Origin of the sequence: Paracoccus sp. MA (assembly GCF_020990385.1) — a bacterium.
Taxonomy (GTDB): Bacteria; Pseudomonadota; Alphaproteobacteria; order Rhodobacterales; family Rhodobacteraceae; genus Paracoccus.
Window position 1 is genome coordinate 22592 of record NZ_CP087599.1, and the last position, 24268, is coordinate 46859.

The following is a 24268-nucleotide window of genomic DNA, read 5'->3' on the forward strand; positions in this document are numbered from 1 at the left end:
CGGCGGGCAGAGGTTGCGTGGCGAAACAGTTCCTTGCGGAAACCGGATGGTGATGAGTCCCGAGACCCTGCTGCAACCCGGGCGGAACTGCTGGCGCATCGCGCCGGCAGAGCGTTTCGCCTTTATCGTCGATGCCGCCGACTATTTCCTGACCGCCCGCCGGGCCATGCTCAAGGCGCGGCGCTCGATCATGCTGATCGGCTGGGATTTCGACGCAAGGATCGAGATGGGACAAGCCGGGGACGGCGGCCCCGCGCGGCTGGGCGACTTCATCCTCTGGCTGGCTGATCGCAGCCCGGCGCTGGAAATCCGCCTGCTGCGCTGGGATACCGGCGCCGTCAAGGCGATGTTCCGCGGCAATACGCTCTGGACGATCCTGCGCTGGAAGGCGCATCCGCGCATCACCCTGCGGCTGGACGGCGCCCATCCGCCGGCCGGCTCGCATCACCAGAAGATCGTGGTGATCGACGATTGCCTGGCCTTTTGCGGCGGCATCGACATGACCGTCGAACGCTGGGACCGGCGCGAGCACCTGGATGACGACCCGCGCCGCATCGGGCCGGGCGGCCGCCCGCACGACCCCTGGCACGACGCCACCAGCGCCTTCGACGGAGAGGCGGCGCGCGCGATGGGGGATCTGGCCCGCGCGCGCTGGCGGGCCGCGACCGGCGAGACGCTGCCGGCCTGCGAGGATTGCCACGATTGCTGGCCGGAAGGATTGCGGCCGACCTTCACCGACATCCGCCTGGGCATCGCCCGCAGCATCCCGGCGATGGACGGGGTCGAGCCGGTGCACGAGATCGAGGCCGCCTATCTGGACCTGATCGCCGGGGCCGAGCGGATGATCTATGCCGAAAGCCAGTATTTCGCCTCGCGCCGGATCGCCCATGCCATCGCCCGCCGGCTGGCCGGCGAGAACCCGCCCGAGATCGTCATCGTCAACCCCCATACCGCCAACGGCTGGCTGGAGCCGCTGGCGATGGACACCGCCCGGGCGCGGCTGGTCGAGGCCCTGCGCCGGATCGACTGCCGGGGCCGCCTGCGCATCTATCATCCGCAGACCCGGGGCGGGGCGGGGATCTATGTCCATGCCAAGGTCATGGTGGTGGACGACCGGGTGCTGCGGGTCGGCTCGTCGAATTTCAACAACCGCTCGATGCGGCTGGATACCGAATGCGACGTGATCCTGTCGGCCGACGAGCCGGGCAATGCCCATGCCGCTTCCCGGATCGCGGCGCTGCGCGACGACCTGCTGGCCGAGCATCTGGGTGTGACCGCGGAGCAGGTGGCGGCGAAGCTTGCCGAGACCGGCTCGCTGATCGCCACGGTCGAGGCGCTGCGCGGGCCGGGCCGCAGCCTGGTTCCCTATCGCGTCCCCGAACTGACCGGCATCGAGGAATGGCTGGCCGAGAACGAGATCCTCGACCCGAACGGCCCCGAGGAGATCTTCGAGAGCACCGCGAAACGCGGGCTGTTCAAGGGCTGGGGCCGGCTGCGCCGCCGGGCATAGCGGCGGTGCCGGTCGGGCGGGGCGGTCCCGGACCCTATGTCAGGCGGCTCCGGCCGCGCCGCTGATCCGGAAGGCGCCGGCCAGGTCGGCGGCCAGCTGCCGCCGGGCCTGCGCCTGCCGGGCGGGATCGGGCAGGCGCAGGATATGGGCGGGATGCCAGGTGACCAGCACCGGCCCGCCATGCAGGCCCGTCTCGACCCCGCCCCGCCGGGCGGCGAGCGCGCCGTCCCGTTTCGTCAGCGCATAGGCCGCCGAGGCGCCGAGGGCCAGCACCGCGCCGGGGCGGATCAGGCCCAGCTCCTGACCCAGCCACCAGCGGCAAAGCCGGATCTCCTGCCGGTCGGGATTGCGGTGCAGCCGCCGCTTGCCGCGCGGCGCGAACTTGAAATGCTTCACCGCATTGGTCAGCCAGACCTGCGCCGGGTCCACCCCGGCCTCGGCCATGACCGCGCGCAAGAGCTGGCCCGCAGGCCCGACGAAGGGGCGGCCCTCCAGATCCTCGCGGTCACCGGGCTGCTCGCCCACGATCATCAGCCGGGCATCGGGCGCGCCCTCGCCCCAGACAGTCTGCGTCGCCGCCTCGCACAGCCCGCAGCGGCGGCATTGCCGCGCGCCGGCGCGGGCCTCGTCCAGCGTTTCGGGCAGCATTTCGGGCAGCATTTCGGGCTGGTCGGGCAGCCGGGGCAGGCCGGCGCGGTAGCGGGCGGAAACGGCGGCGGCGCCGGGTCGGGGCAAGGTGGCCCCGGCCTGACGCATCCGCTCGACCCGCGCGCCGGCATCCTTCAGCATGGCGGGGATCAGCCGGGTCTCGGGCAGGTTCTTCCAGTATTTCCTGGGCATATGCGACCGCATCGCGTCCTGCTTGACCCGCGCCGGGTTGAAGATATTCGCGAAATAGGTCGCCCAAAGCGCCTCGGCGCCATCCTCGGGCAGGTCGGGCCTGGTGCCGCCGGGGCCGAAGCCGAGCCGTCCGTCGCGGAAACGGGCGGTCAGGCGCGGTGTGGCGATCATCCAGTCCATGTCGGCGAAACGCTCGGCAAAGAAGCGGCTGCCGGGCTCCAGCGTGTTGTGCCCGGGTTCGAACCATGCGGCGAAGCGGCGGCGCGGACCCTCGGCCGGGATCTCGCGGAAACGCAGGAAGGCATGCATCTTGTGGATGTCGCGCTCGACCGATTTCGCCATCAGAGCCAGCCGCCGGCCCAGGGGATCGGCCTGCGACAGCGGATCGCCCTGCCGGCGGTCGATGCGCCACAGCGCCTGATAGAGCAGCCCGAAGCGCGCCGGCGCGGAATGCCAGATCACCGACCGGGCCAGCGCCATGAAGGCCGGCGGCACCCGGGCGCGATGGCTGCCCGGGGCCGGGGGCAGGGGACCGGCCGCGAAAAGCCCGGCGGCTGCCTCCCAGTCGATGGCTTCGGGCGGGATGCGATGCGAGATCGCGACGCGCGCGGCGTCGTGCCAGGCCTCGAAGGTGCCGCATTCGGGCAGGGGGGCGGCGTAGTTCACAGCAGGCGCAGCTGCTTGGCCGGCGGGGCGAAGCGGGCGCGCAGGCCGGCGCTGTCGGTCAGCTTGCCGGGCGACCAGCCGGGCAGGGTGATGAAGGGCTGCGCCTTCTTCATCGCCGCGCCCATGCGGGCCAGGTCCTCGTATCGCAGCGCGCGGTTTGCGCGCGCGGCGATGATCCGCTCGACGGTGCGGCTGCCGAAGCCCGGAACCCGCAGCAGCATGTCCCGGCTGGCGCGGTTCACCTCCAGCGGGAACAGCCCGCGATGGCGCAGCGCCCAGGCGAGCTTCGGGTCTAGGTCCAGATCCAGATGGCCGGCCGTCGCGCCCGCCGCGATCTCTTCGGCGGTGAAGCCGTAGAAGCGCAGAAGCCAGTCCGCCTGATAAAGCCGATGCTCGCGCAGAAGCGGCGGCCGGACCAGCGGCAGCGCCGCCGAGGCGTCGGGGATCGGCGAGAAGGCCGAGTAATAGACCCGCCGCAGCCCGTAGCCCGCATAAAGCCGGCTGGCGCTGTTCAGGATCGTCACGTCGTCCGCGCCGTCCGCGCCGACGATCATCTGCGTGCTCTGCCCGGCCGGGGCAAAGGCCGGGGCCGGGCGGCCGCTGTGGCTTTTCTCCTGCGCGGCCTCGCTTTCCAGCCGCACCTGCGCCATGGCGTTGCGGATGGTTTCGGGGCGCTTCTCGGGGGCGAGCTTGCGCAGGCTGACATCCTGCGGCAGTTCGACATTGATCGACAGCCGGTCGGCCCAGAGCCCGGCCTCGCGGATCAGGTCGGGCGCGGCGTCGGGAATGGTCTTCAGGTGGATATAGCCGCGAAAGCCGTGCCCCTCGCGCAGGGTCCGGGCGATGCGCACCATCTCGGCCATGGTCTGGTCGGGCGAGCGGATGATCCCCGAGGAGAGAAACAGCCCCTCGATATGGTTGCGCCGATAGAATTCCAGCGTCAGCGTGACGACCTCTTCGACGGAAAAGCGCGCCCGCTCGACATTCGACGACACGCGGTTGACGCAATAGGCGCAGTCGAAGATGCAGAAATTGGTCATCAGGATCTTCAGCAGCGAGATGCAGCGCCCGTCCGGCGTATAGGCGTGGCAGATTCCCGAAGACCCGTCCCGGCCGCCGCCCGACGCGCAGGAGGCGTCGTATTTCGCCGCATCCGCAAGGATGGCGAGCTTGTCCTGAAGAGTCGTCCTTGCCATGCGGGCAAGTTAGATGTTCACGGAATGTTCGTCAATTCGCCAAGCCGCCCCCGTCGCCCCGGCCTCAGCGCAGCACTCTGCGCAGCCCCTCCTGCACCTTCAGGAGCGCGGGCAGGTAAAGCGCCGCCAGCTCACCGGCCGAGGATTGCACCGCCGCCACCCCGGTGTTCAGGGCCGCCACCACCCGGCCATGCGCGTTGCAAAGCGGCACGGCAAGCGAGCGCAGGCCCAGCTCGACCTCCTGGTCGATCACCGCATGGCCCTCGGCGCGGGCCTGCCGGATGCGCGCCATGATCTCCTCCGGCGCCGTCAGGCTGTGCGGGGTGCGCGGCGTCAGGTCGGACCGCTCGACGATGGCGCGCGCCTCGGGCTCGGGCAGGGCGGCCAGCAGCACCCGGCCCATCGAGGTGCAATGCGCCGGCAGCCGCGAACCCGGCATCAGCCCGATGGACATCACCCGCCTTTGCGCCGCCCGCGCCAGATAGACGATCTCGGTCCCGTCGAGGATCGAGACCGAGGTGGATTGCCCGATCTGCTCGGACAGCTGGTCCAGCCAGGGCTGCACCAGCTGCGCCAGCGGCAGCGCCGCCAGCGCCCCCATGCCCAGCCGCAGGATGCGCGGCGTCAGGGTGAAGAACTTGCCGTCGTAATCGGCATAGCCCAGCTCGTGCAGGGTCAGCAGGCAGCGCCGCGCCGTCGCCCGGTCCAGCCCCGTCGCCTCGGCCACCTCGGCGATGGAAAGCCGCGGGCGTTCCGCCCGGAACGCCTCGATCACGCCAAGCCCCTTGGCCAGCGAGGCGATAAAATCGGTCTTGTTCACCATGCGCACAGCATTTTACGCAGTTTGAACAAATGTCAACATCCGCACGAAATCTCTGGCATCACGACGGCCATGCGCGCATGACATCCCCGGAACCCGCAGGAGGAGTTCATGGACAAACGCATCCCCAACTTGGCCGAGGCGGTCGCCGGCATCCCGGACGGCGCGACGGTGATGATCGGCGGCTTCGGCGGCTCGGGCGCGCCGATCGAGCTGATCCACGCGCTGATCGACCGCTATCTGGCCACCGGCAGCCCCGGAAACCTGACCGTCATCAACAACAACGCCGGCAACGGCCATGTCGGCATCGCCGCGATGATCGAGCAGGGGATGGTCCGCAAGATGGTCTGTTCCTTCCCGCGCTCGGCCGATCCGCGGGTCTTCACCGAGAGATATCTGGCCGGAAAGATCGAGCTTGATCTGGTCCCGCAGGGCACGCTGGCCGAGCGTATCCGCGCCGGCGGGGCGGGCATCCCGGCCTTCTACACGCCCACGAGCTTCGGCACCGATCTGGCGCGGGGCAAGCCGGTCGCCGAGTTCGACGGGCGGTCCTATGTGCAGGAACGCTGGCTCAAGGCCGATTTCGCGCTGATCAAGGCCGAGCTGGGCGATCATTACGGCAACCTGACCTATCGTATGGCGGCGCGGAACTTCTCGCCCCTGATGGCGATGGCGGCGGCGCGCACCGTCGCGCAGGTGACGCGGGCGGTCGCGCCGGGCGGCATCGACCCGGAAGCCGTCGTGACGCCGGGCATCTTCGTCTCCGGCATCGTCGAGGTCGCGAACCCGGCGCAGGAAGAGGCGCTGAACCGTGCCGAGGCGGCCCATCCCCCCGCCCGTTCCCAGGAGGTGCAGGCATGACCACGAAGCTTTCCAACGCCCAGATCGCCTGGCGCGCGGCGCAGGACATCGCCGACGGCGCCTATGTGAACCTGGGCATCGGCTTTCCCGAGATGGTGGCCAAGTTCCAGCCCCCCGGCCGTCAGGCGGTGTTCCATACCGAGAACGGCGTGCTGGGCTTTGGCGAGGCCCCGCCGGCGGGCGAGGAGGACTGGGACCTGATCAATGCCGGCAAGAAGGCGATCACGCTGAAGCCGGGCGCGGCCTTCTTCCACCATGCCGACAGCTTTGCCATGGTGCGCGGCGGGCATCTGGACGTGGCGATCCTCGGCGCCTATCAGGTGGCGCAGAATGGCGATCTTGCGAACTGGTCCACCGGGCCGAAAGGCGTGCCGGCAGTGGGCGGCGCCATGGATCTGGTGCATGGCGCCAAGCGCGTCGCCGTCATCACCGATCACGTCACCAAGGACGGCAAGCCGAAGCTTCTGGAGGCCTGCACCCTGCCGCTGACCGGCGTGGGCTGCGTGACCCGGGTCTATACCTCGCTCGCCGTGGTGGACATCGAAGGCGGCCGTTTCGTGCTGCGCGAGAAGCTGGCCACGATTTCCCTTGACGACCTGCAAGCCGTGACCGGCGCGCGGCTGCATCTGGACGGTGCGGTCGGCGATCTGGTCGTGCCGGAGCTGTGACATGACCGAAGTTTTCATCTGCGACTATATCCGCACGCCCATCGGCCGGTTTGGCGGCGCGCTGTCCCCGGTCCGGGCCGACGACTTGGGCGCCATCCCGCTGCGCGCGCTGATGGCCCGCCATGCCGGGCTCGACTGGCAGGCGGTCGACGACGTGATCTATGGCTGCGCCAACCAGGCCGGCGAGGACAACCGCAACGTCGCCCGCATGTCCTTGCTGCTCGCCGGCCTGCCGGTCGAGGTGCCGGGCACCACCATCAACCGGCTTTGCGGCTCGGGCATGGACGCGGTTCTGGTCGCCGCCCGCCAGATCGCGACGGGCGAGGCCGGGCTGATGATCGCCGGCGGCGTCGAGTCGATGTCGCGCGCGCCCTTCGTGCTGCCCAAGGCCGAGACCGCCTTCAGCCGCCATGCCGAGATCCACGACACCACCATCGGCTGGCGCTTCGTGAATCCGGCGATGGATCGGGCCTATGGCACCGACTCGATGCCGCAGACCGGCCAGAACGTCGCCGACGATTACGGCATCGCGCGCGAGGCGCAGGACGCGATGGCGCTGGCCTCGCAGCAGAAGGCGGCGGCGGCCATCGCCAGCGGCCGGCTGGCGCAGGAAATCACCCCGGTGACGATCCCGCAGCGCAAGGGCGAGCCGCTGGTGGTCGATACCGACGAGCATCCCCGCGCCACGACACCCGAGGCGCTGGCGAAGCTGCGGCCGCTGTTCCCGAACGGCTCGGTCACGGCGGGCAATGCCTCGGGGGTGAACGACGGGGCGGCGGCGCTGATCCTCGCCTCCGAGGCGGCGGCGAAGAAGCACGGGCTGACGCCCATCGCCCGGGTGCTGGGCGGGGCGACGGCGGGCGTGCCGCCGCGCATCATGGGCATCGGCCCGGCGCCCGCGTCGCAGAAGCTGATGGCGCGGCTGGGCCTGACCCAAGCGGATTTCGACGTGATCGAGCTGAACGAAGCCTTCGCCGCGCAGGGTATCGCCACGCTGCGCCAGCTGGGCATCGCCGAGGACGATCCGCGCGTGAACCCGAACGGCGGCGCCATCGCGCTGGGGCATCCCCTAGGCATGTCCGGTGCCCGCATCACCGGCACCGCGGCGCTGGAACTGGCCCGGACCAGCGGGCGGCGCTCGCTCTCGACCATGTGCATCGGCGTCGGCCAGGGAATCGCCATCGCGCTGGAGAGGGTCTAGGCGCGCTCCCTCCGAAACCGTCGGATGCCGCGAAAGCCCAAGGGTCCCGTGGCGCGCCGATGCGGGCTGCATGGAACCCGCGCCCTGCCGTGACGTTGGCCCCCCGAGCCCGCGGCGGGCGGCCCCAGCCTTCCCGCCGCCCCCACCTCGGAAGAAGGCAGGAAAGATGGCACGCTCTTACCAGACGGAACGCGGCAACGCCGGCGAAACGCAGCAGCGCGGCGGCGAGACGCTGACCACCAATCACGGTATCCCGATCTCGGACAACCAGAACAGCCTGCGCGCGGGCCATCGCGGCCCGACGCTGCTGGAGGATTTCCTGCTGCGGGAAAAGATCTTCCACTTCGACCACGAGCGCATCCCCGAGCGCATCGTGCATGCCCGCGGCTCGGCGGCGCATGGCTATTTCGAATGCACCGACCCGATCCCCGAGCTGACCCGCGCCGGCCTCTTCGCCGAGAAGGGCAAGAAGACCCCGGTCTTCGTCCGCTTCTCGACCGTCGCGGGCGGGGCGGGCTCGGTCGATACGCCGCGCGACGTGCGCGGCTTTGCGGTGAAGTTCTATACCGAAGCCGGCAACTGGGATCTGGTCGGCAACAACATCCCGGTTTTCTTCATCCAGGACGCGATCAAGTTCCCGGACCTGGTGCATGCGGTCAAGATGGAGGCCGACCGCGGCTATCCGCAGGCCGCGACTGCGCATGCCACCTTCTGGGATTTCGTCTCGCTGATGCCGGAAAGCCTGCATATGGTGATGTGGGCGATGTCCGACCGCGCCATCCCGCGCAGCTACCGGATGATGCAGGGCTTCGGCGTGCACAGCTTCAAGCTGGTCAACGAAAAGGGCGAGGAGCATTTCGTCAAGTTCCACTGGCTTCCGCGGCTGGGCATGCAGTCGCTGGTCTGGGACGAAAGCGCCAAGCTGCAGGGCGCCGACAACGATTATCACCGCCGCGACCTCTACGAGGCGATCGCCGCGGGCGATCACCCCGAATGGGATCTGGGCCTGCAGATCTTCGACCAGGCGCTGGCCGACAGCCTGCCCTATGACGTGCTGGACGCCACCAAGATCATCCCCGAAGAGATCGTGCCGCTGCGGGTGGTCGGCCGGCTGGTGCTGGACCGCAACCCGGACAATTTCTTCGCCGAGACCGAGCAGGTCGCCTTCCTGCCCTCGAACATCGTGCCGGGCATCGAGTTCAGCGACGATCCGCTGCTGCAGGGCCGGCTGTTTTCCTATCTCGACACGCAGAAATCCCGGCTGGGCACGACGAATTTCCACCAGATCCCGGTGAATGCGCCGAAATGCCCCTATGCCAACATGATGCGCGACGGGATGATGCAGACCCAGGTGCCCAGCGGCCGCGCCAATTACGAGCCGAACAGCCTGGACGAGGCCGGCGAGGATCCCGGCCCCCGCGCCAGCGCCGAGGGCTTCGCCACCGCCCCGGCCGGGGTGCAGGGCGACAAGCTGCGCATCCGGGCCGAGAGCTTCGGCGACCATTACAGCCAGCCGCGGCTGTTCTGGCGCTCGCAGACCGAGAACGAGCAGGCGCATATCGCCTCGGCCCTGGTCTTCGAGCTGTCCAAGGTGGAGCTGGAGCATGTGCGGCGGCGCGTCGTCAGCCAGCTGCGCAACATCGACGAGGTGCTGGCGGAACGGGTGGCCAAGGGGCTGGGAATGGCGCTGCCGGAGGCCGCCAAGCCCTTCCGCGTGCCGCTGGACCTCGACCCCTCGGATGCGCTGTCGATCCAGAAGAACTGGAACGAGACCCTCAAGGGCCGCAAGGTCGGCCTGCTTTTCGACGAAGGCTCGGACAAGGACGGGATCGACGGGCTGATCGCCGCGATCCGGGCCGAGGGCGGCAGCGTCTTCACCATCGCCCCCAAGCTGGGCCCGCTGAAGCTGCAGGGCGGCGAGATGCAGGCGGACGGCCAGCTCGCCGGCTCGCCCTCGGTGCTGTTCGATGCCGTTGGGATGATCCTGGCGCCCGAGGCGGCGCAGAAGCTGGCCCGCGATGCCGCGGCCATCGGCTTCGTCATGGACGCCTATGCCCATCTGAAGGCCATCGGGCATTGCAAGGGATCGCAGGTCATCCTGGACCGCGCCGGAATCGCGCCGGACGAGGGCGTCGTGCCCTATGACCGGCTGCCCGAGACCGCGAAGCGCCGCTATTGGGCGCGCGAGGCGACGCTGCGCGACCTGGCCTGACCTTGCCGGTGCCCGCCCCCTCTACCAGAAGGGCGAGGGGGCGGGGGCGACCCGCCACCGCCCGCCGCCGGAACAGGTGCGGCCGGGGCAGGGGGTGGTCACGCCGGGCCGGGGCTCCGGCACCCGCGCCTTGGCGGGGGCAGGCGCCGGGGCCGGTCAGGGATGGTCCTTGATGCCGCCGGTATGGGGGTCGATTTCCTCGAAATGGCCATGGACCTCGATATCGTCCAGCAGCCCCTTCCACAGCGAGGCGCAAAGCCCCACCATCACCACCAGGAACGGCGCCGCCGCGATGATCGAGGCGGTCTGCAGCCCGTTCAGCCCGCCCATCACCAAAAGCACCGAGGCCGAGGCGCCCGCCAGCAGGCCCCAGAGCACCACCACGCCCGCACGCGGATGCGTCGTGCCGTAGGAGGACAGCATCCCCATCACCACCGAGGCCGCATCCGCCCCCGAGACGAAGAAGATCGCCACCAGGAACATCGCCACGGTCGAGGTCAGCCCCGCCAGCGGATATTGTTCGAGCAGCGCGAACAGCGACACCGCCTCGCCCTGCCGCGCGACGGCCTCGACCAGCCCGCCGGCGCCGGCAAGCTCGGAAAACAGCGCGCTGCCGCCCATGACCGAGAACCAGATGAAGGTCACGGCGCTGGGGATCATCAGCACGCCCACGACGAATTCCCGGATGGTGCGCCCGCGCGAGATGCGGGCGATGAACACGCCGACGAAAGGCGCCCAGGAAATCCACCAGGCCCAGTAGAAGATCGTCCAGCTGGCCAGCCATTTGCTGTCGCTGAAGGCCGAGGTGCGGAAGGACATCGACACCAGGTCGCCGAAGTAATAGCCCATCGCCTCGATCAGCGTGTCGAGGATGAAGACGGTCGGGCCCAGCAGCGCCAGGAACAGCAGCAGCAGCACGGCGACGACCATGTTGATGTTGCTGAGGAACTGGATGCCCCGGCCCACGCCCGACACTGCCGACAGGATGAACAGCACCGAGAGCGCGGAGATGATGGTCAGCGCGATGGTCGCCGATTCCCCGGTCTGCCACAGGTAGTTCAGGCCGCTGTTGATCTGCTGCGCACCCAGTCCCAGCGAGGTCGCGGTGCCGAACAGCGTGGCGATGATCGCCAGCACGTCGATGGTGCGCCCGATGGGTCCGTGAACGCGGTCGCCCAAGAGCGGGTGGAAGGCGCTTGAGACCAGCATCGGCAGGTCGCGGCGATAGCTGAAATAGGCCATCGCCAGCCCGGCCATGGCATAGATCGCCCAGGGATGCAGCGCCCAGTGGAAATAGGCGTATTGCATCGCCAGCAGCGCCGCGTCGCGCGACCCGGGCTCGGCCAGGCCGTGCGGCGGGGTGCCGTAATGGCTGATCGGTTCGGCCACGCCCCAGAACATCAGCCCGATCCCCATGCCGACGCTGAACATCATGCAGATCCAGGACCGGGTCGAGAATTCCGGGCTTTCGTCGTCATGGCCCAGCTTGATCCTGCCGAAGCGGCTGAAGGCCAGAAACAGGGCGAATGCCAGGAAGAACGCCGTCGAGATGACGAAGCTCCATCCGAAGACCCGGATGATCCAGTTCAGCGCGGCGGTGGCGCGGGCGGCCAGGCTGTCCGGCGCCAGGACGCCCCACATCACGAAGCCCCCCGCAATGGCGATGGCGGGCCAGAAGACGCCGGGGTTGATGCCCCTTTCGGGCCTTGTCTGCATATGCGATCTCCTCCGCAGTCTCCTCCAGGACGCGCCGGGGCTGCGGCCGTTTCGGCCGCTGTCCCGGGGCGATGGGCCCGCGCGTCACGGGCCGCAGGGCGATGCCCGCGGCCGCCGGCCGGATGCGGCCCCATGCTTGCCGGTCGCCGGCGCCCGCGCATCGGCATCCCGCACGGCTTGCCGGCCGGGGCGCGTGCCTTCGGACCCGAGGATGGGACATCCGCCCCCGGGCAAAGCGCACTCAACCGACATGTTGCGCGGCAAAAGCGTCCTCGGGCCGCGTGGCTGCGCGCCGCCCCCCGGCCAGCCTTGCGCCGGGCAGGCGAGGCGGGGGTCGCCGCCCCTCCGGTCGGATCGCCCCTGTCGCGGCCCATGCCTGCCAGCCGCGAATCATGGCGCGTGCCGGAGCAGGACTGGGGGCCGCTTCCTTGCCCCCGGCTACAACTTCGGATTGATCCCCGCGCCGGTTCGATGCGCGTCCGGGGGTTTGCCGGCCGCCGGAATTGCGGCATTGGCCCGCATCCCGCCGCCCCGGCAACAACTTCATACAAAAATCCGCGTGCGCCGGGCCGAATGTGAGGCATCCTGTTTTCAGGACGGACAGGACGCGACCATGACCAGCACGACCCTTGCCGCGGACGGGCGGCACAGAACGCCCTGCGCGCCGCGGGCCGGGGCGGCCGATCCCGGCACCGGCCGGCCGGCCGCGGCGGCGGCATGTCGGGAGGGGCGGCCCGGATGACGCTGGATCACGATCGCGACTGGCTGACGAGGCTGCTGGGCGGGCTGATCTGGTTCGTCATGTCGCTGGCGCTCGGCATCGAGATCGGCGCGCTGGTCGGCTGGGTCTTCGGCCAGGCCGAGCGGGGCGCCTGCATCGGCGCGGTGCTGCACGGCCTGTTCTGGCTATGGGTGCTCTGGGACGGCGCGAGCGCCCGCAAATGAAGCCGGGCACCCGCAGCACGGCCGGCCGGCTATGCCGGCAGCCGCGCGGCGGTTCACCGGCTTCACCGGCCGGCTGGGCCTGATCGGTGCTGCCCGGCCGCCCGACCCGGCCGGCGGCGCGGCGGTCATCCCGGATAAGCCGCGGCGGGAAACCCGGAACGGCCGCCCGCGCCAGGCGCTAGGCCGCGGCCTTCATCGCGGCGCGCAAGTCGAAGCCATGCGCCTCGAGCTGCGCGAGGGGGCAGCCGATCATCCGGCGCGCGGCCATGTGGATGCCTGCTGCGTTCACCGTCTCGACCGCCGCCAGATGGCCGCCGCGAAACAGCAGCACCACGGGCGCGGCCTCGGGCTGCGGCAGGACGACGGTGCGGTCGGCACCCGTCAGCAGGCCGGCGATCTGCAGCTTGGCCTTGCCCTGGTCGGACCAGAACCACGGGACCGCCGCATAGGGGGCGCTGGCCCCGCCGACCAGCCGGCGCGCGATGTGGCGGGCATGGTCGACCGCCGCCTGCACCGATTCCAGCCGCAGAGGCCGGCCCAGCGGTCCGGGAAAGGCCGCGACGTCGCCCAGGGCCGAGATCGCCGGATCCGCGGTCGCCAGCGTGGCATCGACAAGGATGCCATTGGCGCAGGCCAGCCCCGCCGCCTCGGCCAGTTCGCTGTTGGGCCGCACGCCGGTCGCCATCAGCACCAGATCGCCGGAAACCTCGCGCCCGTCGGCCAGCACGACACCCGAGGCCCGGCCGTCCGCGCCCGCCAGCACGCCGGCAACGGGCGCGTCCAGCAGAACCTGGCTGCCCATCTCGCGGTGCAGCGTCAGGAACCAGTCCGCCATCTCGGGCGAAAGCGCGCGCGACATCAGCCGCGGCGCCGCCTCGACCACGGTGACAGCCACGCCGGCGGCGCGGGCCATGGCGGCGAATTCCAGCCCGATGAAGCCGCCGCCCACCACCACGGCGTGACGGGTCGCGGCCAGACGGCGGCGGATGCGTTCGGCATCGGCCAGACTGCGCAGCTCGACCACGCCCGGCGCATCGAGGCCCGGGATCGGCGGCGGGGCGTTCCGTGCCCCGGTGGCGATGACCAGATGGTCGTAGGGGTGGCGCGCGCCGTCCCCGGTCACCACCTCGCGCGCCGCGCGGTCGATCGCCGTCGCGCGGACCCCGTCCCGCAGCACGATGGCCGAGCGTTCGTAGAAGCTCGCCGGTTTCAGCAGCAGCGCCGCGGCATTGCCGTTCGCCATATAGGCCTTGGAAAGCGGCGGGCGCTGATAGGGCAGGCCGGGTTCCTCGCCCAGCATCAGGATTTCGCCCTGGAACCCCTCCTGGCGCAGGCTGGCGGCCATCTGCTGGCCGCCCTGTCCGGTGCCGATGATGACGATGCGCTGCATGGCCTCTCCTTAAAGCTGCGATTCCGGCAGGTGGATGACGACGCCGTCCAACTCGGCCCGCATGCGGATCTGGCAGGACAGCCGGCTGCTCGCCCTGACCTCGGAGGCGGCGCAATCGAGCAGGTCGCTCTCGCCGTCCTGCTGCCCGCCGACGGCCTCGGTCCAGCCGTCGTCGACATAGCAATGGCAGGTCGCGCACATCATCGAGCCGCCGCATTCGCCGATGATGCCGTCCACGTCGTTCTGCACGGCGGCCTGCATGACGCTGTCGCCTTCGGCGGCATCGACCCGGGTTTCGCTGCCGTCCGCGGCGATAAAGGTGATCTTCATGGTGATTTCTCCTTGCGATTTGCGGGGGTCAGGCCAGCGCCACGGGCAGGTTGATCGGCCCGCGGAAGCCGAAGCCCCGCCACATGACGATTTCGGGATCGGGCAGCGCCATGTTCGGGAAACGCTCGAACAGCGCCTCGAGCATGATCGCGCCCACGGTGCGCCGCGCGACATGGGCGCCGCCGCAATGATGCGGCCCCGAGCCGAAGGCTTGGTGCGGATTCCTGGCGCGGAACGCGTCGAAACGCTCGGGGTGGTCGAAAAGCTCCTCGTCGTGATTGGCCGAGGCCTGGATCGTCATCACCGTGTCGCCCCTGGGGATGTGGAAGCCGCGGATCTCGACATCCTCCAGCACCAGCCGGGACGAGGCCTGGATCGGCGCGACCCAGCGCACCCCTTCTTCGAAGGCAGCGCCCCATTTGCCGGTGCGCCGCACCTCCTCCAGCTGTCCCGGCTCGGTCAGCAGCCCGTAGACGATGGTCGAGAGCGCGTCGCGCGGCTCGTTGATGCCGCCGCCGATGGCGATCTTGATATTGGCGACGATCTGGCTCATCGGGATCGGGTTTTCGGCGTTCACCATCACCGACAGCGCCGAGCGGTCGGGTTCGGCGCGCACCCGCTCGACCGCCCTGGCCAGCAGCGCGTCCATTTCCAGATTGGCATGGTCCGAGATCATGAAGGGCTCGGGCAGCCAGCCGAAATTGCCCGCCCCGTCGATCAGCGCCTGCGACCAGAAGATCATCTGCTCGTCCGTGGCCTCGGGAATGCCCAGGATATGGGCCAGGATGCGGGCGGCGATGGGGGCCGACAGCGCCTTGTGCAGATCGACCACCTCGCCGCGCGGCAGCCGGTCGAGATAGTCGTCGGCCAGCTTGCGGTAAAGCGGCGCCCAGACCTCCTGGATGGTCTTGGGCATCAGCGCGGGGGCCATGGCCATGCGCTCGGCCATGTGCTCGGGCCCGTCCTTGCGCATCAGCGTATGCGCCTGGAAGGCGCGTTTCATCGGCGTGTTCGGATCGTCCGAGGAAAAGATCGCGGGCGTGTCCTTGACGAACTTGCAGTCGGCCGCCTTGGTCAGGAACGTGCGGCCTACGGATTTCACCCGCAGCACCGGCGCTTCGGCGCGCAGGCGCTTGTAGATCGGATAGGGCGCGAGGGTGAGCTGGTCGATGGTGATGGTCTCGTCCAGCGGCGCGATGGGCAGGTCAAGCATGGCAACCTCTCAGCGGATGCGCAGCGGCAGGCGTGCCAGCCCGCGCAGCGTGTTGTTGTAGGACCGGACCGGGGGTCCGGCGATCTCGATGGCGTCGGCGTGGCGGGCCAGGGCCTCCAGCACCACCTCGCCCTCCAGCCGGGCGACAAGCTGGCCCACGCACATGTGGATGCCCGAGCCGAAGCCGACATGGCCCGAGGTCTTGCGGGCGATGTCGTATTGGTCGGGCCGGTCCCAGCGGCGCGGGTCGCGATTGGCCGAGGCCAGGAACATCAGCACCTTTGATCCTTCGGGGATGGTGGCGCCGCCCAGCTCGACCGCGCGGGTGGTGGTGCGGAAGAAGGTCTGCACCGGGCTTTCGAAGCGCACCGCCTCCTCGAAGGCGTTGCGCGCCCGCTTCGGATCGGCGCGCAGGGCCTGGAACTGGTCGGGAAAGCGCGCAAGGCAGTAAAGCGCCGCGCCGATGCCGTTCACCGTGGTGTCGATCCCGGCCGTCAGCAGCGAGCGGACAAGCAACACCGCCTCGTCCGGCGTCACCTCGCCGCTGTCGGCGGCGGCATGGATGCGGGCGCCCAGTCCGTCGGGCGACAGGTTTTCGCGCCGGCACTGTTCGGTCACCCAGGCGACATGGGGGGCGGCGCGCGCCATCGCCTCGCGGCGCAGCGCGTTGTCCGGGCCGAAGGCGTTGAAGGCAAGCCCGGCATAGGGCAGCAGATGTTCGCGCCCTTCGCGGGCAAGACCGATGCGGTCGGGAAAGACCGATAGCGGGAAGGCCTCGGCCAGATCGCCGATGCCGTCGATCTCGCGCCCCGCGAGGCCGGCGACCAGCGCGTCGGCGGCCTCGGCGAAGCCGTCGCGCAGCTCGCGCATGGTCAGCGGCGACAACACCCGGGCCAGCACCTTGCGGGCGCGGTCATGTTCGGGCGGGTCGGTTTCCAGCACCAGGCTGGGCGGGCGCCAGGGCGTTTCGCGGCTGAAATCCTGCAGCCCGACCCCGCGGGAAGAGCAGAAGGTGGCCCAGTCGTTCAGGACCCGATGCACTTCGGCATAGCGGGCGATGCCATGGACGCCATAGCGTTCCAGCCAGACCACGGGCCCGGCCTCGCGCAGCTTCTCGTGCTCGGGATAGGGGTCGTCGAAGAAATCGATGCCGAACGGATCGAGCCCGGAACGGGGCAGGACCGGCGTGTCGAGGCTCATGCTGCGGCTCCTTTCGCGATGACGCCCAGATGGCTTTCCAGAGGCGTCGGGTCGGCCAGCAGCGCGGCGCTGGCGGCCTGGTGGACGATTTCCCCGCGGTCGAGGATCACTGCGCGATCGGTGACCTTCAGGATCTTGCGGGCGTGCTGTTCGACGATGATCGTGGCCACGCCCTCGTCGCGGATGATGCGGCGGATCGAGGCCAGCAGCTGCTCGACGATGATCGGGGCCAGCCCCTCGGTCGGCTCGTCCAGCAGCAGCACGCGGGGATTCAGCATCAGCGCCCGGCCGACTGCCAGCATCTGCTGCTCGCCGCCCGAAAGCTGGTTGCCCATGTTCGCGCGCCGCTCTTGCAGCCGGGGAAACATCTCGTAGATGCGGGCGAGGTTCCATTTGCCGGGCCGCGCCGTGGCGGTCAGGTTCTCCTCGACCGTCAGCGAGCGGAAGATGTTGCGCTCTTGCGGGACCCAGCCGATGCCGGCCTGGGCGCGCGCCTCGGGCGACAGCGCCGAGATGTCGCGCCCGGCCAGGACCACCCGGCCGCCGAAGCGGCGGGTGACGCCGATGATGCTGTCCAGAAGCGTGGTCTTGCCCACGCCGTTGCGGCCCAGCACGGCCAGCGCCTCGCCCTCGGCCAGCCGCAGGTCCAGCGCCGGGATCACCACGGCCTCGCCATGGCCGGCGCGCAGCTTCTCGATGGTCAGGATGTCAGGCATGCTCCTCGCTCCCCAGATAGACTTCCTGGACGCGGCGATCCGCCATGATCTCGGCCACGCTGCCCTCGGCGAACAGCGCGCCGTTCACCAGAACGGTGATCCGGTCGGCGAAGGCAAAGACCAGGTCCATGTCGTGCTCGATCAGCAGGATCGACACGTCGCGCGGCAATTCGCCCAGCGTTTCCAGCAGCTCGGCGCGCTCGGCTTCGGGGACGCCCGCCGCCGGCTCGTCCAGCAGCAGCACGCGCGGGTTGGAGGCCAGCGCCAGGGCGATCTCCAGCAGGCGCTGCTTGCCATAGGGCAAAAGCCGCGTCGGCTGGTCCATCACCTCGGTCAGGCGGAAGCGTTCGACCAGCTCGGCGATCTCGTTCAGGATGTCGCTGCGGGTGCCGACGCGCCGCCAGAAATCGCTGCCGCCACCCATGCGCTCGGACACCGCGAGGCCGATGGATTCCACCGGCGTCATGGCGCCGAAAAGCTGGTTGATCTGGAAGGTGCGGCCCATGCCCAGCCGGGCCCGCTCGATCTGGCCCTTGCGGGTGACGTCCTGCCCGTCAAGCAGGATCTGCCCGCCATTCGCCGGCAGCACCCCGGTCAGCAGGTTGACGAAGGTGGTCTTGCCGGCGCCGTTCGGCCCGATCAGCGCATGGCGCGCGCCGTGCCGCAACGTCAGCGAGACCTTGTCGGTGGCCGTCAGCCCGCCGAAGCGTTTCTCCAGCGCGATGGTCTGCAAGGCGGCGCTCATACCCGGCCCTCCTTGCGGATGCGGCGCAGGATGGCGCGGGGCAGGGCGTCGATGCGGTCGCGGCCGATCAGCACGATGACCAGCAGGACCAGCCCCATCCAGAACATCCAGTATTGCGGGGTGAGGGCCGAGAACCAATCCTGCAGCAGCTTGAAGGCGATGGCGCCGATCAGCCCGCCGTAAAGATAGCCGACCCCGCCCAGCACCAGCACCAGCAGCACGTCGGCCGAGCGGTGGAAGGCCAGCACGTCCAGCGACACGAACATGGTCGTCTGCGTCAGCAGCGCCCCGGCGATGCCGGCGATCACCGCCGAGAAGGCATAGATCGCCAGGAGGCGCGGCCCGACCGGGATGCCCATGCTGCGGGCGCGCAACGCATTGTCGCGGATCGCCCGCAGCGACAGCCCATAGGGCGAGGTCACCACGCGCCGGGCGATCAGGAACAGCACGAAGGTGACGATCAGGCAATAGGCGTAGGCGGTGGTGCCGAACAGGTCGAATTCGAAGCGCCCGAGCAGCGGGTCGATCATCACCCCCTGCAGCCCGTCGGCGCCGCCGGTCAGCCAGGCGGCGCGGTTCGCGGCCTCGTAAAGCAGCATGGCGACGCCCAGCGTCACCATCAGCCGCGTCAGGTCCGAGGCGCGCAGCAGCAGCAGGGGCCCGGTCAGCAGCCCCAGCAGCCCGGCGGCCAGCGCGGCCAGGGCAAGCCCTCCCAGCGGCGCTCCGGTCAGGTGGATCGAGGTCAGCCCGGCGACATAGGCGCCCAGCCCGAAGAAGGCGCCGTGCCCCAGCGAGACCACGCCCGCATAGCCGATGATCAGGTCCAGCGAGAGCGCGAAGAGCCCCAGGATGGCGATCTCGGACAGAAGCAGGTGGCGGTCGGGCAGCAGGAAGAAGCTGGCGGCGGCGGCGAGCCAGAACAGGATCTCGGCCGGCTTGCAGCGGCTGCGGCGCAGCAGGTCGCGGGCGGCGCGCCGCTCGATTCCGGCCGGCTCGGCACGGAGCGGGGTGGCGAAGGTGGTGTCGGTCATCGGGGTCGTCCTTTAGCGGGCCGGGGCGATCAGGCCCTGCGGGCGCAGGATCAGAAGCACGATCATCAGCAGGTAGATCAGGAAGGCGCCAAGCTCGGGGATGTAGTATTTCCCGGCCACATCGGCGGTGCCGATGATCAGCGCGGCGAGGAAGGGGCCGGTCAGGCTGGCGGTGCCGCCGATGGTGACCACGATCAGCACATAGACCATGATCTTCAGCGGGAAGGTCGGGTCCAGCCCCATGATCTCGATCCCCAGCGCGCCGCCAAGCCCGGCAAGGCCCGATCCCACGGCGAAGGTCGCGGCGAAGATGCCGCCGACATTGATGCCAAGCCCGCGCGCGGCGCGCTGGTCGTCCACCGCCGCGCGCAGCCTGGCGCCGAAGCGGGTGCGGGCAAGCACCAGTTGCAGCGCCACGACCAGCACGGCGCAGAGGACGATCAGGAAGGCGCGGTAGCGGCCGACGCCGATGCCGGCGATCTCGAACCGGCCCTGCAACCATCCGGGCAGGGTGATGAGCATCTGGCTGGAGCCCAGAAGCCAGTCCGCCGCCGTCATCGCCATGAACACCAGCGCGATCGAGAACAGCACCTGGTCCAGATGGCTGCGCCGGTAGAGCCGGGCATAGAGCGTGCGCTCGGCCACCGCCCCGATCAGCGCCGGCACCAGGAAGGCCAGGGGCAGCGTCAGCAGGAACGGCACACCCAGCCGGTTCATGGCAAGCGCGGTGACATAGCCGCCGATCATGGCGAAGGCGCCATGGGCAAGGTTCACGAAATTCATCAGCCCCAGCGTGACGGCCAGTCCCGAGGCCATGACGAAGAGCAGCATTCCGTAGGCGATCCCGTCTATCAGGATGGTTGACATGGCGCGTTTCCTTGGCATGCGGATCCCCGGGCCGCGCCGAGGGCCGGCGCGGCGGAAACGGGTCCGCGAAAGGGGAGGTCTGCGTCAGGGCGCGGCTTTGGCCGGGTCCTTCACCGCCTCGAAGGTCTCGAACTCGACGTTCCAGAGCTGGCCGTCCCGGCGCTCGACGCGGCGCAGATAGACGTTCTGGACGATGTCGCGGGTCTCGGGGTCGATGCTGACCGGGCCGCGCGGGCTTTCCCAGGACAGGCCCTTCATCGCTTCGATCATGGCGTCGCCGGAACCCTCGCCGCCGGTCTTTTCCAGCGCCGCATAGATCGCGTGCATGCCGTCATAGCCGCCGACCGCCATGAAATTCGGCCGCATGCCGTTATTGGCCTTCTGGAACGCCTCGACAAAGGCACTGTTCGCCGGGCTGTCATGCGCGGCCGAATAGTGAAAGCCGGTTATCGCGACCAGGGCCGGATCGCCCATCCCGTCCAGGATGTCGTCGTCGGTGATGCCGCCATCGGCCAGCAGCCGGATGCCGGACTTGTCCAGCCCGCGCTCGACGAACTGCTTCATGAACTGCGCGCCCACGCCCGAAGGCGCGAAGGCGAAGATCGCGTCGGGCTTGCTTTCGGCGACCTTCTGCAGGAAGGGCGAGAAATCCGGGTTCTGCAGCGGCACGCGCAGGTTCTCGACCGTGCCGCCGGCGGCGGTGAAGACCTCGGTGAAGGTCTTTTCGGCATCGATGCCCGGGCCATAGTCCGAGACCACGGTGACGACGCGTTTCATCCCCTCCGTGGCGGCCCATTCCGCGATCTTCGAGGTGACTTGCGGCGTGGTGTAGCTGGTGCGCACCACATAGGGCGAGGTTTCGGTGATCGACGAGGTCGCCGCCGCCATCACCACGGTCGGCACCTTGGCGCGGGTGGACAGCGGCGCGGTCGCCATGGCCAGCGGCGTCAGGCCGAACCCGGCCAGCGCGCCGACCTTGTCGCGCACGATCAGCTCTTGCGCGAGCCGCTTGGTGGTGTCCGCGACCGAGGCATCGTCCTTGACGATCAGCTCGATCCTGCGGCCCGCGACCTCGTCGCCATGCTCGGCGATATACAGCTTTGCCGCCGCCTCGATCTGCCGCCCGGTCGAGGCGAAGGGCCCGGTCATGGGCAGGATCAGCCCCACCTTGAACGGCTCGGCCTGGGCCGGCAGACCGGCAAGCGCGGTCGAGGCCGCCAGGACAGCGCCCAGCAGCAGGCTTCGTCTTTGCATATGGTTTTCCTCCCTTTCTGGCTTGCGGCAGTTCCTCTGCTGCCGTTGACTCGTTTGGCGGGTCAGCCTGTCGCCTCGTCCGGCTGACGGATCAGCGCGGCGCCCCGGATCTGGTCCAGCGTGCCGCTGGTCGCCATGGCGCGGGACAGGTTGTGCTGCGACAGGCGGGCATGCTCGCGCATAATCGCCTCGGCGCGCGCGCCCTGGCGCTGGCGGATCGCCTCGACCACGATGCGGTGGTGGTCCTGGCCGATCAGCAGATGCTGCCTTGCCGCGCGGTCGCTTTCATACATCCCGACCAGCGCGCTGGCCGAGGCGAAGGGCCGGCCGTTGGCGCGCGCCGCCTCCTGGATCAGCAGGCTGCTTTCAGTGGCGTTGACCAGCCCCTGATGAAATTCGGCGTTCAGCCGCTCATAGATCGGCAGGTTGGTGCGGGCGAAGTCCTCCTTGGCCAGCAGGGCGGCGATGCGGTCCGAGATGCCGGCGATGCGGTCGATGGCGTCGGCAGCGGTGCCGCGCTCGGCCAGCAGTCGCACGCAGAAGCCCTCGATCATGCCGCGCAGCTCGATCGCCTCCGAGATCTCGCTGGGCAGGAACTGGCGCACCATGTAGCCGCCCGCGGCGATCGGGCTGAGCAGGCCTTCGTCGGTCAGGCGCTGCAGCGCGGCGCGGATGGGCGTGCGCGACATCGACAGCATCTCGGCCAGCTGGGTCTCGGTATAGCGCTGATCGGGCTCCAGCCGGCCGCCGATGATCATGTCGCGCAGCGTCATGGCGGCGCGCACCGTCTGCGTGGTGCCGGTCCTGAGCGGTTCTCTGCTGTTCATTGCGCGTTCTCCCTGCATGTTTGTATACATCAAAAACTGCATCCGGCAAATATTCTTGGCATATATGCCACTAAAGTCGTATTATTTTGCTTAAAAGCGATAATGATGTATACATATCAACATGCGGAGGGACGCGATGTATACATCGATGCGCTCCGGAACCTCTCCTGCCATGCCGTTCCGCAGCCGGACTGCGCGCTTCCCGCGCGCATGATTCCCGATGCGGCAGCGCATGGATGGGCACATGGGCAGGCGGGCATTTCTAATCGGCAAGCGGCTTTGACTGTTCGCACCGGCTCGGCAGGCGAAGCGGCGGCAAGGGTGGCTGCATCATGGCGAGTCGAGGCGCGAACGGGTCAGCACTCAAGATCCGCGCGCTGGTCGTTTCTGCGGGGAAACGGCGCAGCAGCAGACGCGGCATCCAGTGCAAACGATCCGCGACAGGTTGCGCGGTGCGGATGAAAATTAGGTTACATAAGTCGGATTATCCTGATCTGATCCTCTTCACGCATGTGCATCAGGCAAGACACGCGCCAAGCCGGCCCGGCGCGCAAGGGGATTGCCGGCAATCATGCCAGGACCAGAACTACGGAAGGCTCAGTTTCGCCATCCGGCCGCCATCGACGGTGTAGACCTGGCCGGTGCAGAAGCCCGCCTCTTCAGCAGCCAGGAAGGCGACCAGCGCGGCGACCTCTTCCGGCTTTCCGGTGCGCGCCACCGGATGAATTCGGCCGATGTCGCGACGGAAAGCTGCCGGGTCGGGCATGCTCTCGATGAAATCCACGTTCAGCTCCGTGTCGATCCAGCCGGGCGCCACGGCATTGCAGCGGATGCCCTCGGCCCCGTGATCCACTGCCACCGCCCGCGTCAGCCCGTGCAGCCCCGCCTTCGAGGCGCAATAGGCGGCATGCGACGGGTTCGATCCCAGCCCCTCGATCGAGCCGACATTCACGATGCTGCCCCGCGTCTGGCGCAGATGCGGCAGCGCGGCCTGGATCATCAGGAAGGGCGCGGTCAGGTTGACCATCAGGTTGCGCTGCCAATCCTCGAGGCTCATCGCCTCGATCAAGGATTCCTGCATCATCCCGGCATTGTTGACCAGGACGTCCAGCCGACCGGCGCGCGCGATCAACTCGGCCAGAACCTGCGCCGGGCTTGCCGGATCGGTGAAATCGGCCGGAAGGCTTTCGAATTCGGCGTCCTGCCTGCGCTGCGCGGTAAGGACGCGGGCCCCCTCGTCCCTCAGCCGGCGGGCGATGGCCTGGCCGATGCCCGACCGTCCGCCGGTGACCAGCGCCACCTTGTCCTTGAACCGCATCATGCCACCGGTTTCCCGCCGTTGATTTCGATCAGGGCGCCGCAGATGTAGCGCGCCGCATCCGAGGCCAGGAACAGCACCACATCCGCGATATCCTCGGGCTCGGCGATGCGGCCAAGGGGGACGGTCTTGCCCAGTTCGGCAACCGCCCGGTCGGGATCGAAACCGCGCCTGGCGAAGCCGCTGCGCAGCATCGGCGTGTTCACCTCGTTGGGGCAGACGGCGTTGATGCGATACCCTGATGAGCATGGTCCATGCCCATGCATTGGGTGAGCGATGCGATGGCCGCCTTGGTCATGCAGTAAAGCGCATGGTTCGGCCCCGGCGCCTTGCCGCCCCAGCAGGACGAGGTGTTGACGATGACGCCACCGCCCTGCCCGGCCATCAGCGGGATCGCGGCGCGGCAGATGCGGAAGGGCGCCTCGACATTGACGCCCATGGACAGGACCCAGTCCGCATCCGTGGTTTCGGTCACCGGACCGCGGGTAATCACGCCCGCGTTGTTCACGACGATGTCCAGCCGGCCAAGGGCGTCATGGGCCGCCTGCGCCAGCCCGTCGGCATAATCCTCGTCCAGCAGGTCGCCGGGCAGCCGTAGCTCTGCCTCGATCCCCGAGACGTCACGGTCGGCGACCGCAACCCGGGCGCCCTGCGCGCGCAGGCCGGCCACGATCGCGGCGCCGATCCCGCCAGCCGCCCCGGTAACCAGGGCGGTTTTTCCTGAGAAGCTCATCTCGTTCCT

Annotated in this window: 21 protein-coding genes and 1 pseudogene; 6 read left to right on the plus strand and 16 right to left on the minus strand. The window is 69.3% G+C overall.

All coding sequences use genetic code 11. From position 1 onward, the window contains the following. Positions 1–52: 52 nt before the first annotated feature. Entirely contained in the window at positions 53–1510 is a 1458-nt protein-coding gene (locus tag LOS78_RS19075) for a phospholipase D-like domain-containing protein (protein WP_230378761.1), read from the plus strand. Positions 1511–1549: 39 nt separating this feature from the next. On the opposite strand, the gene LOS78_RS19080 is transcribed toward LOS78_RS19075, so the two are convergent. The 3 genes from LOS78_RS19080 to LOS78_RS19090 form a co-directional block, all read right to left on the minus strand. Further along, the gene (locus LOS78_RS19080; RefSeq protein ID WP_230378762.1) at positions 1550–3016 is read right to left on the minus strand and encodes a UdgX family uracil-DNA binding protein; all 1467 of its coding nucleotides are present in this window, start codon (positions 3014–3016) and stop codon (positions 1550–1552) included. Then, entirely contained in the window at positions 3013–4212 is a 1200-nt protein-coding gene (locus LOS78_RS19085; RefSeq protein WP_230378763.1) for a putative DNA modification/repair radical SAM protein, read from the minus strand. Before LOS78_RS19085 ends, LOS78_RS19080 begins: the two co-directional genes overlap by 4 nt. 64 nt (positions 4213–4276) lie before the next feature. Next, on the minus strand, positions 4277–5035 hold the full coding sequence (locus tag LOS78_RS19090) for an IclR family transcriptional regulator C-terminal domain-containing protein (protein ID WP_230378764.1): 759 nt from the start codon (positions 5033–5035) through the stop codon (positions 4277–4279). A gap of 108 nt (positions 5036–5143) precedes the next feature. On the opposite strand from LOS78_RS19090, the gene LOS78_RS19095 reads away from it, so the two are divergent. From LOS78_RS19095 to LOS78_RS19110, 4 genes are all read left to right on the plus strand, one after another. After that, the gene (locus LOS78_RS19095; protein WP_230378765.1) at positions 5144–5893 is read left to right on the plus strand and encodes a 3-oxoacid CoA-transferase subunit A; all 750 of its coding nucleotides are present in this window, start codon (positions 5144–5146) and stop codon (positions 5891–5893) included. Then, positions 5890–6561, plus strand: a complete 672-nt coding sequence (locus tag LOS78_RS19100; RefSeq protein ID WP_230378766.1) for a 3-oxoacid CoA-transferase subunit B — start codon at positions 5890–5892, stop codon at positions 6559–6561. Before LOS78_RS19095 ends, LOS78_RS19100 begins: the two co-directional genes overlap by 4 nt. Position 6562: 1 nt before the next feature. After that, complete coding sequence (gene pcaF, locus LOS78_RS19105; RefSeq protein ID WP_230378767.1) at positions 6563–7762, plus strand: 3-oxoadipyl-CoA thiolase; 1200 nt, start codon at positions 6563–6565, stop codon at positions 7760–7762. A 166-nt stretch (positions 7763–7928) separates the two neighbouring features. After that, positions 7929–9974 (plus strand): catalase, encoded by a 2046-nt coding sequence (locus tag LOS78_RS19110; protein WP_230378768.1) that lies wholly within the window; start codon positions 7929–7931, stop codon positions 9972–9974. A 156-nt stretch (positions 9975–10130) separates the two neighbouring features. Here the strand turns inward: LOS78_RS19110 and LOS78_RS19115 are convergent, their stop codons facing one another. Beyond that, entirely contained in the window at positions 10131–11690 is a 1560-nt protein-coding gene (locus LOS78_RS19115) for a BCCT family transporter (protein ID WP_230378769.1), read from the minus strand. 738 nt (positions 11691–12428) lie between these two features. Here LOS78_RS19115 and LOS78_RS19120 point away from each other — a divergent pair. Beyond that, positions 12429–12635 (plus strand): hypothetical protein, encoded by a 207-nt coding sequence (locus LOS78_RS19120; RefSeq protein ID WP_028713815.1) that lies wholly within the window; start codon positions 12429–12431, stop codon positions 12633–12635. A gap of 178 nt (positions 12636–12813) precedes the next feature. Here the strand turns inward: LOS78_RS19120 and LOS78_RS19125 are convergent, their stop codons facing one another. From LOS78_RS19125 to LOS78_RS19180, 12 genes and pseudogenes are all read right to left on the minus strand, one after another. Continuing rightward, positions 12814–14025, minus strand: coding sequence for an NAD(P)/FAD-dependent oxidoreductase (locus LOS78_RS19125; RefSeq protein ID WP_230378770.1), 1212 nt, complete (start codon positions 14023–14025; stop codon positions 12814–12816). Between the two features lie 9 nt (positions 14026–14034). Beyond that, positions 14035–14355 (minus strand): 2Fe-2S iron-sulfur cluster-binding protein, encoded by a 321-nt coding sequence (locus LOS78_RS19130; protein ID WP_230378771.1) that lies wholly within the window; start codon positions 14353–14355, stop codon positions 14035–14037. Positions 14356–14383: 28 nt separating this feature from the next. Beyond that, positions 14384–15568 carry a cytochrome P450 gene (locus tag LOS78_RS19135; RefSeq protein ID WP_230378772.1) on the minus strand — a complete coding sequence of 395 codons (1185 nt, stop codon included), beginning with the start codon at positions 15566–15568 and terminating at the stop codon, positions 14384–14386. Between the two features lie 9 nt (positions 15569–15577). Beyond that, entirely contained in the window at positions 15578–16768 is a 1191-nt protein-coding gene (locus LOS78_RS19140) for a cytochrome P450 (protein WP_230378773.1), read from the minus strand. Beyond that, entirely contained in the window at positions 16765–17484 is a 720-nt protein-coding gene (locus tag LOS78_RS19145) for an ABC transporter ATP-binding protein (protein ID WP_230378774.1), read from the minus strand. The genes LOS78_RS19140 and LOS78_RS19145 overlap by 4 nt, the downstream gene beginning before the upstream one ends. Further along, positions 17477–18229: an ABC transporter ATP-binding protein gene (locus LOS78_RS19150; protein ID WP_028713821.1), complete on the minus strand. Its 753-nt coding sequence runs from the start codon at positions 18227–18229 to the stop codon at positions 17477–17479. The genes LOS78_RS19145 and LOS78_RS19150 overlap by 8 nt, the downstream gene beginning before the upstream one ends. After that, the gene (locus LOS78_RS19155) at positions 18226–19260 is read right to left on the minus strand and encodes a branched-chain amino acid ABC transporter permease (protein WP_230378775.1); all 1035 of its coding nucleotides are present in this window, start codon (positions 19258–19260) and stop codon (positions 18226–18228) included. Before LOS78_RS19155 ends, LOS78_RS19150 begins: the two co-directional genes overlap by 4 nt. Positions 19261–19272: 12 nt before the next feature. Then, positions 19273–20127 (minus strand): branched-chain amino acid ABC transporter permease, encoded by an 855-nt coding sequence (locus LOS78_RS19160; protein ID WP_028713822.1) that lies wholly within the window; start codon positions 20125–20127, stop codon positions 19273–19275. 84 nt (positions 20128–20211) lie between these two features. Then, positions 20212–21381: an ABC transporter substrate-binding protein gene (locus LOS78_RS19165; protein WP_230378776.1), complete on the minus strand. Its 1170-nt coding sequence runs from the start codon at positions 21379–21381 to the stop codon at positions 20212–20214. A gap of 62 nt (positions 21382–21443) precedes the next feature. Further along, positions 21444–22208, minus strand: a complete 765-nt coding sequence (locus tag LOS78_RS19170) for a GntR family transcriptional regulator (RefSeq protein ID WP_230378777.1) — start codon at positions 22206–22208, stop codon at positions 21444–21446. 586 nt (positions 22209–22794) lie between these two features. Beyond that, entirely contained in the window at positions 22795–23529 is a 735-nt protein-coding gene (locus tag LOS78_RS19175) for an SDR family NAD(P)-dependent oxidoreductase (protein ID WP_230378778.1), read from the minus strand. Continuing rightward, positions 23526–24259, minus strand: a pseudogene (locus LOS78_RS19180) (SDR family NAD(P)-dependent oxidoreductase). Before LOS78_RS19180 ends, LOS78_RS19175 begins: the two are co-directional and overlap by 4 nt. Between the last annotated feature and the right edge of the window lie 9 nt (positions 24260–24268).

Bases quoted from the DNA above. Each gene is read 5' to 3' on its own strand.
- LOS78_RS19085 (WP_230378763.1), bottom strand. From the start codon at position 4,212: ATGGCAAGGACGACTCTTCAGGACAAGCTCGCCATCCTTGCGGATGCG.
- LOS78_RS19095 (WP_230378765.1), top strand. From the start codon at position 5,144: ATGGACAAACGCATCCCCAACTTGGCCGAGGCGGTCGCCGGCATCCCG.
- LOS78_RS19110 (WP_230378768.1), top strand. From the start codon at position 7,929: ATGGCACGCTCTTACCAGACGGAACGCGGCAACGCCGGCGAAACGCAG.
- LOS78_RS19150 (WP_028713821.1), bottom strand. From the start codon at position 18,229: ATGAGCGCCGCCTTGCAGACCATCGCGCTGGAGAAACGCTTCGGCGGG.
- LOS78_RS19120 (WP_028713815.1), top strand. From the start codon at position 12,429: ATGACGCTGGATCACGATCGCGACTGGCTGACGAGGCTGCTGGGCGGG.
- LOS78_RS19155 (WP_230378775.1), bottom strand. From the start codon at position 19,260: ATGACCGACACCACCTTCGCCACCCCGCTCCGTGCCGAGCCGGCCGGA.
- LOS78_RS19130 (WP_230378771.1), bottom strand. From the start codon at position 14,355: ATGAAGATCACCTTTATCGCCGCGGACGGCAGCGAAACCCGGGTCGAT.
- LOS78_RS19100 (WP_230378766.1), top strand. From the start codon at position 5,890: ATGACCACGAAGCTTTCCAACGCCCAGATCGCCTGGCGCGCGGCGCAG.
- LOS78_RS19125 (WP_230378770.1), bottom strand. From the start codon at position 14,025: ATGCAGCGCATCGTCATCATCGGCACCGGACAGGGCGGCCAGCAGATG.
- LOS78_RS19115 (WP_230378769.1), bottom strand. From the start codon at position 11,690: ATGCAGACAAGGCCCGAAAGGGGCATCAACCCCGGCGTCTTCTGGCCC.
- LOS78_RS19075 (WP_230378761.1), top strand. From the start codon at position 53: ATGAGTCCCGAGACCCTGCTGCAACCCGGGCGGAACTGCTGGCGCATC.
- LOS78_RS19140 (WP_230378773.1), bottom strand. From the start codon at position 16,768: ATGAGCCTCGACACGCCGGTCCTGCCCCGTTCCGGGCTCGATCCGTTC.
- LOS78_RS19175 (WP_230378778.1), bottom strand. From the start codon at position 23,529: ATGATGCGGTTCAAGGACAAGGTGGCGCTGGTCACCGGCGGACGGTCG.
- LOS78_RS19135 (WP_230378772.1), bottom strand. From the start codon at position 15,568: ATGCTTGACCTGCCCATCGCGCCGCTGGACGAGACCATCACCATCGAC.
- LOS78_RS19145 (WP_230378774.1), bottom strand. From the start codon at position 17,484: ATGCCTGACATCCTGACCATCGAGAAGCTGCGCGCCGGCCATGGCGAG.
- LOS78_RS19165 (WP_230378776.1), bottom strand. From the start codon at position 21,381: ATGCAAAGACGAAGCCTGCTGCTGGGCGCTGTCCTGGCGGCCTCGACC.
- LOS78_RS19090 (WP_230378764.1), bottom strand. From the start codon at position 5,035: ATGGTGAACAAGACCGATTTTATCGCCTCGCTGGCCAAGGGGCTTGGC.
- pcaF (WP_230378767.1), top strand. From the start codon at position 6,563: ATGACCGAAGTTTTCATCTGCGACTATATCCGCACGCCCATCGGCCGG.
- LOS78_RS19170 (WP_230378777.1), bottom strand. From the start codon at position 22,208: ATGAACAGCAGAGAACCGCTCAGGACCGGCACCACGCAGACGGTGCGC.
- LOS78_RS19160 (WP_028713822.1), bottom strand. From the start codon at position 20,127: ATGTCAACCATCCTGATAGACGGGATCGCCTACGGAATGCTGCTCTTC.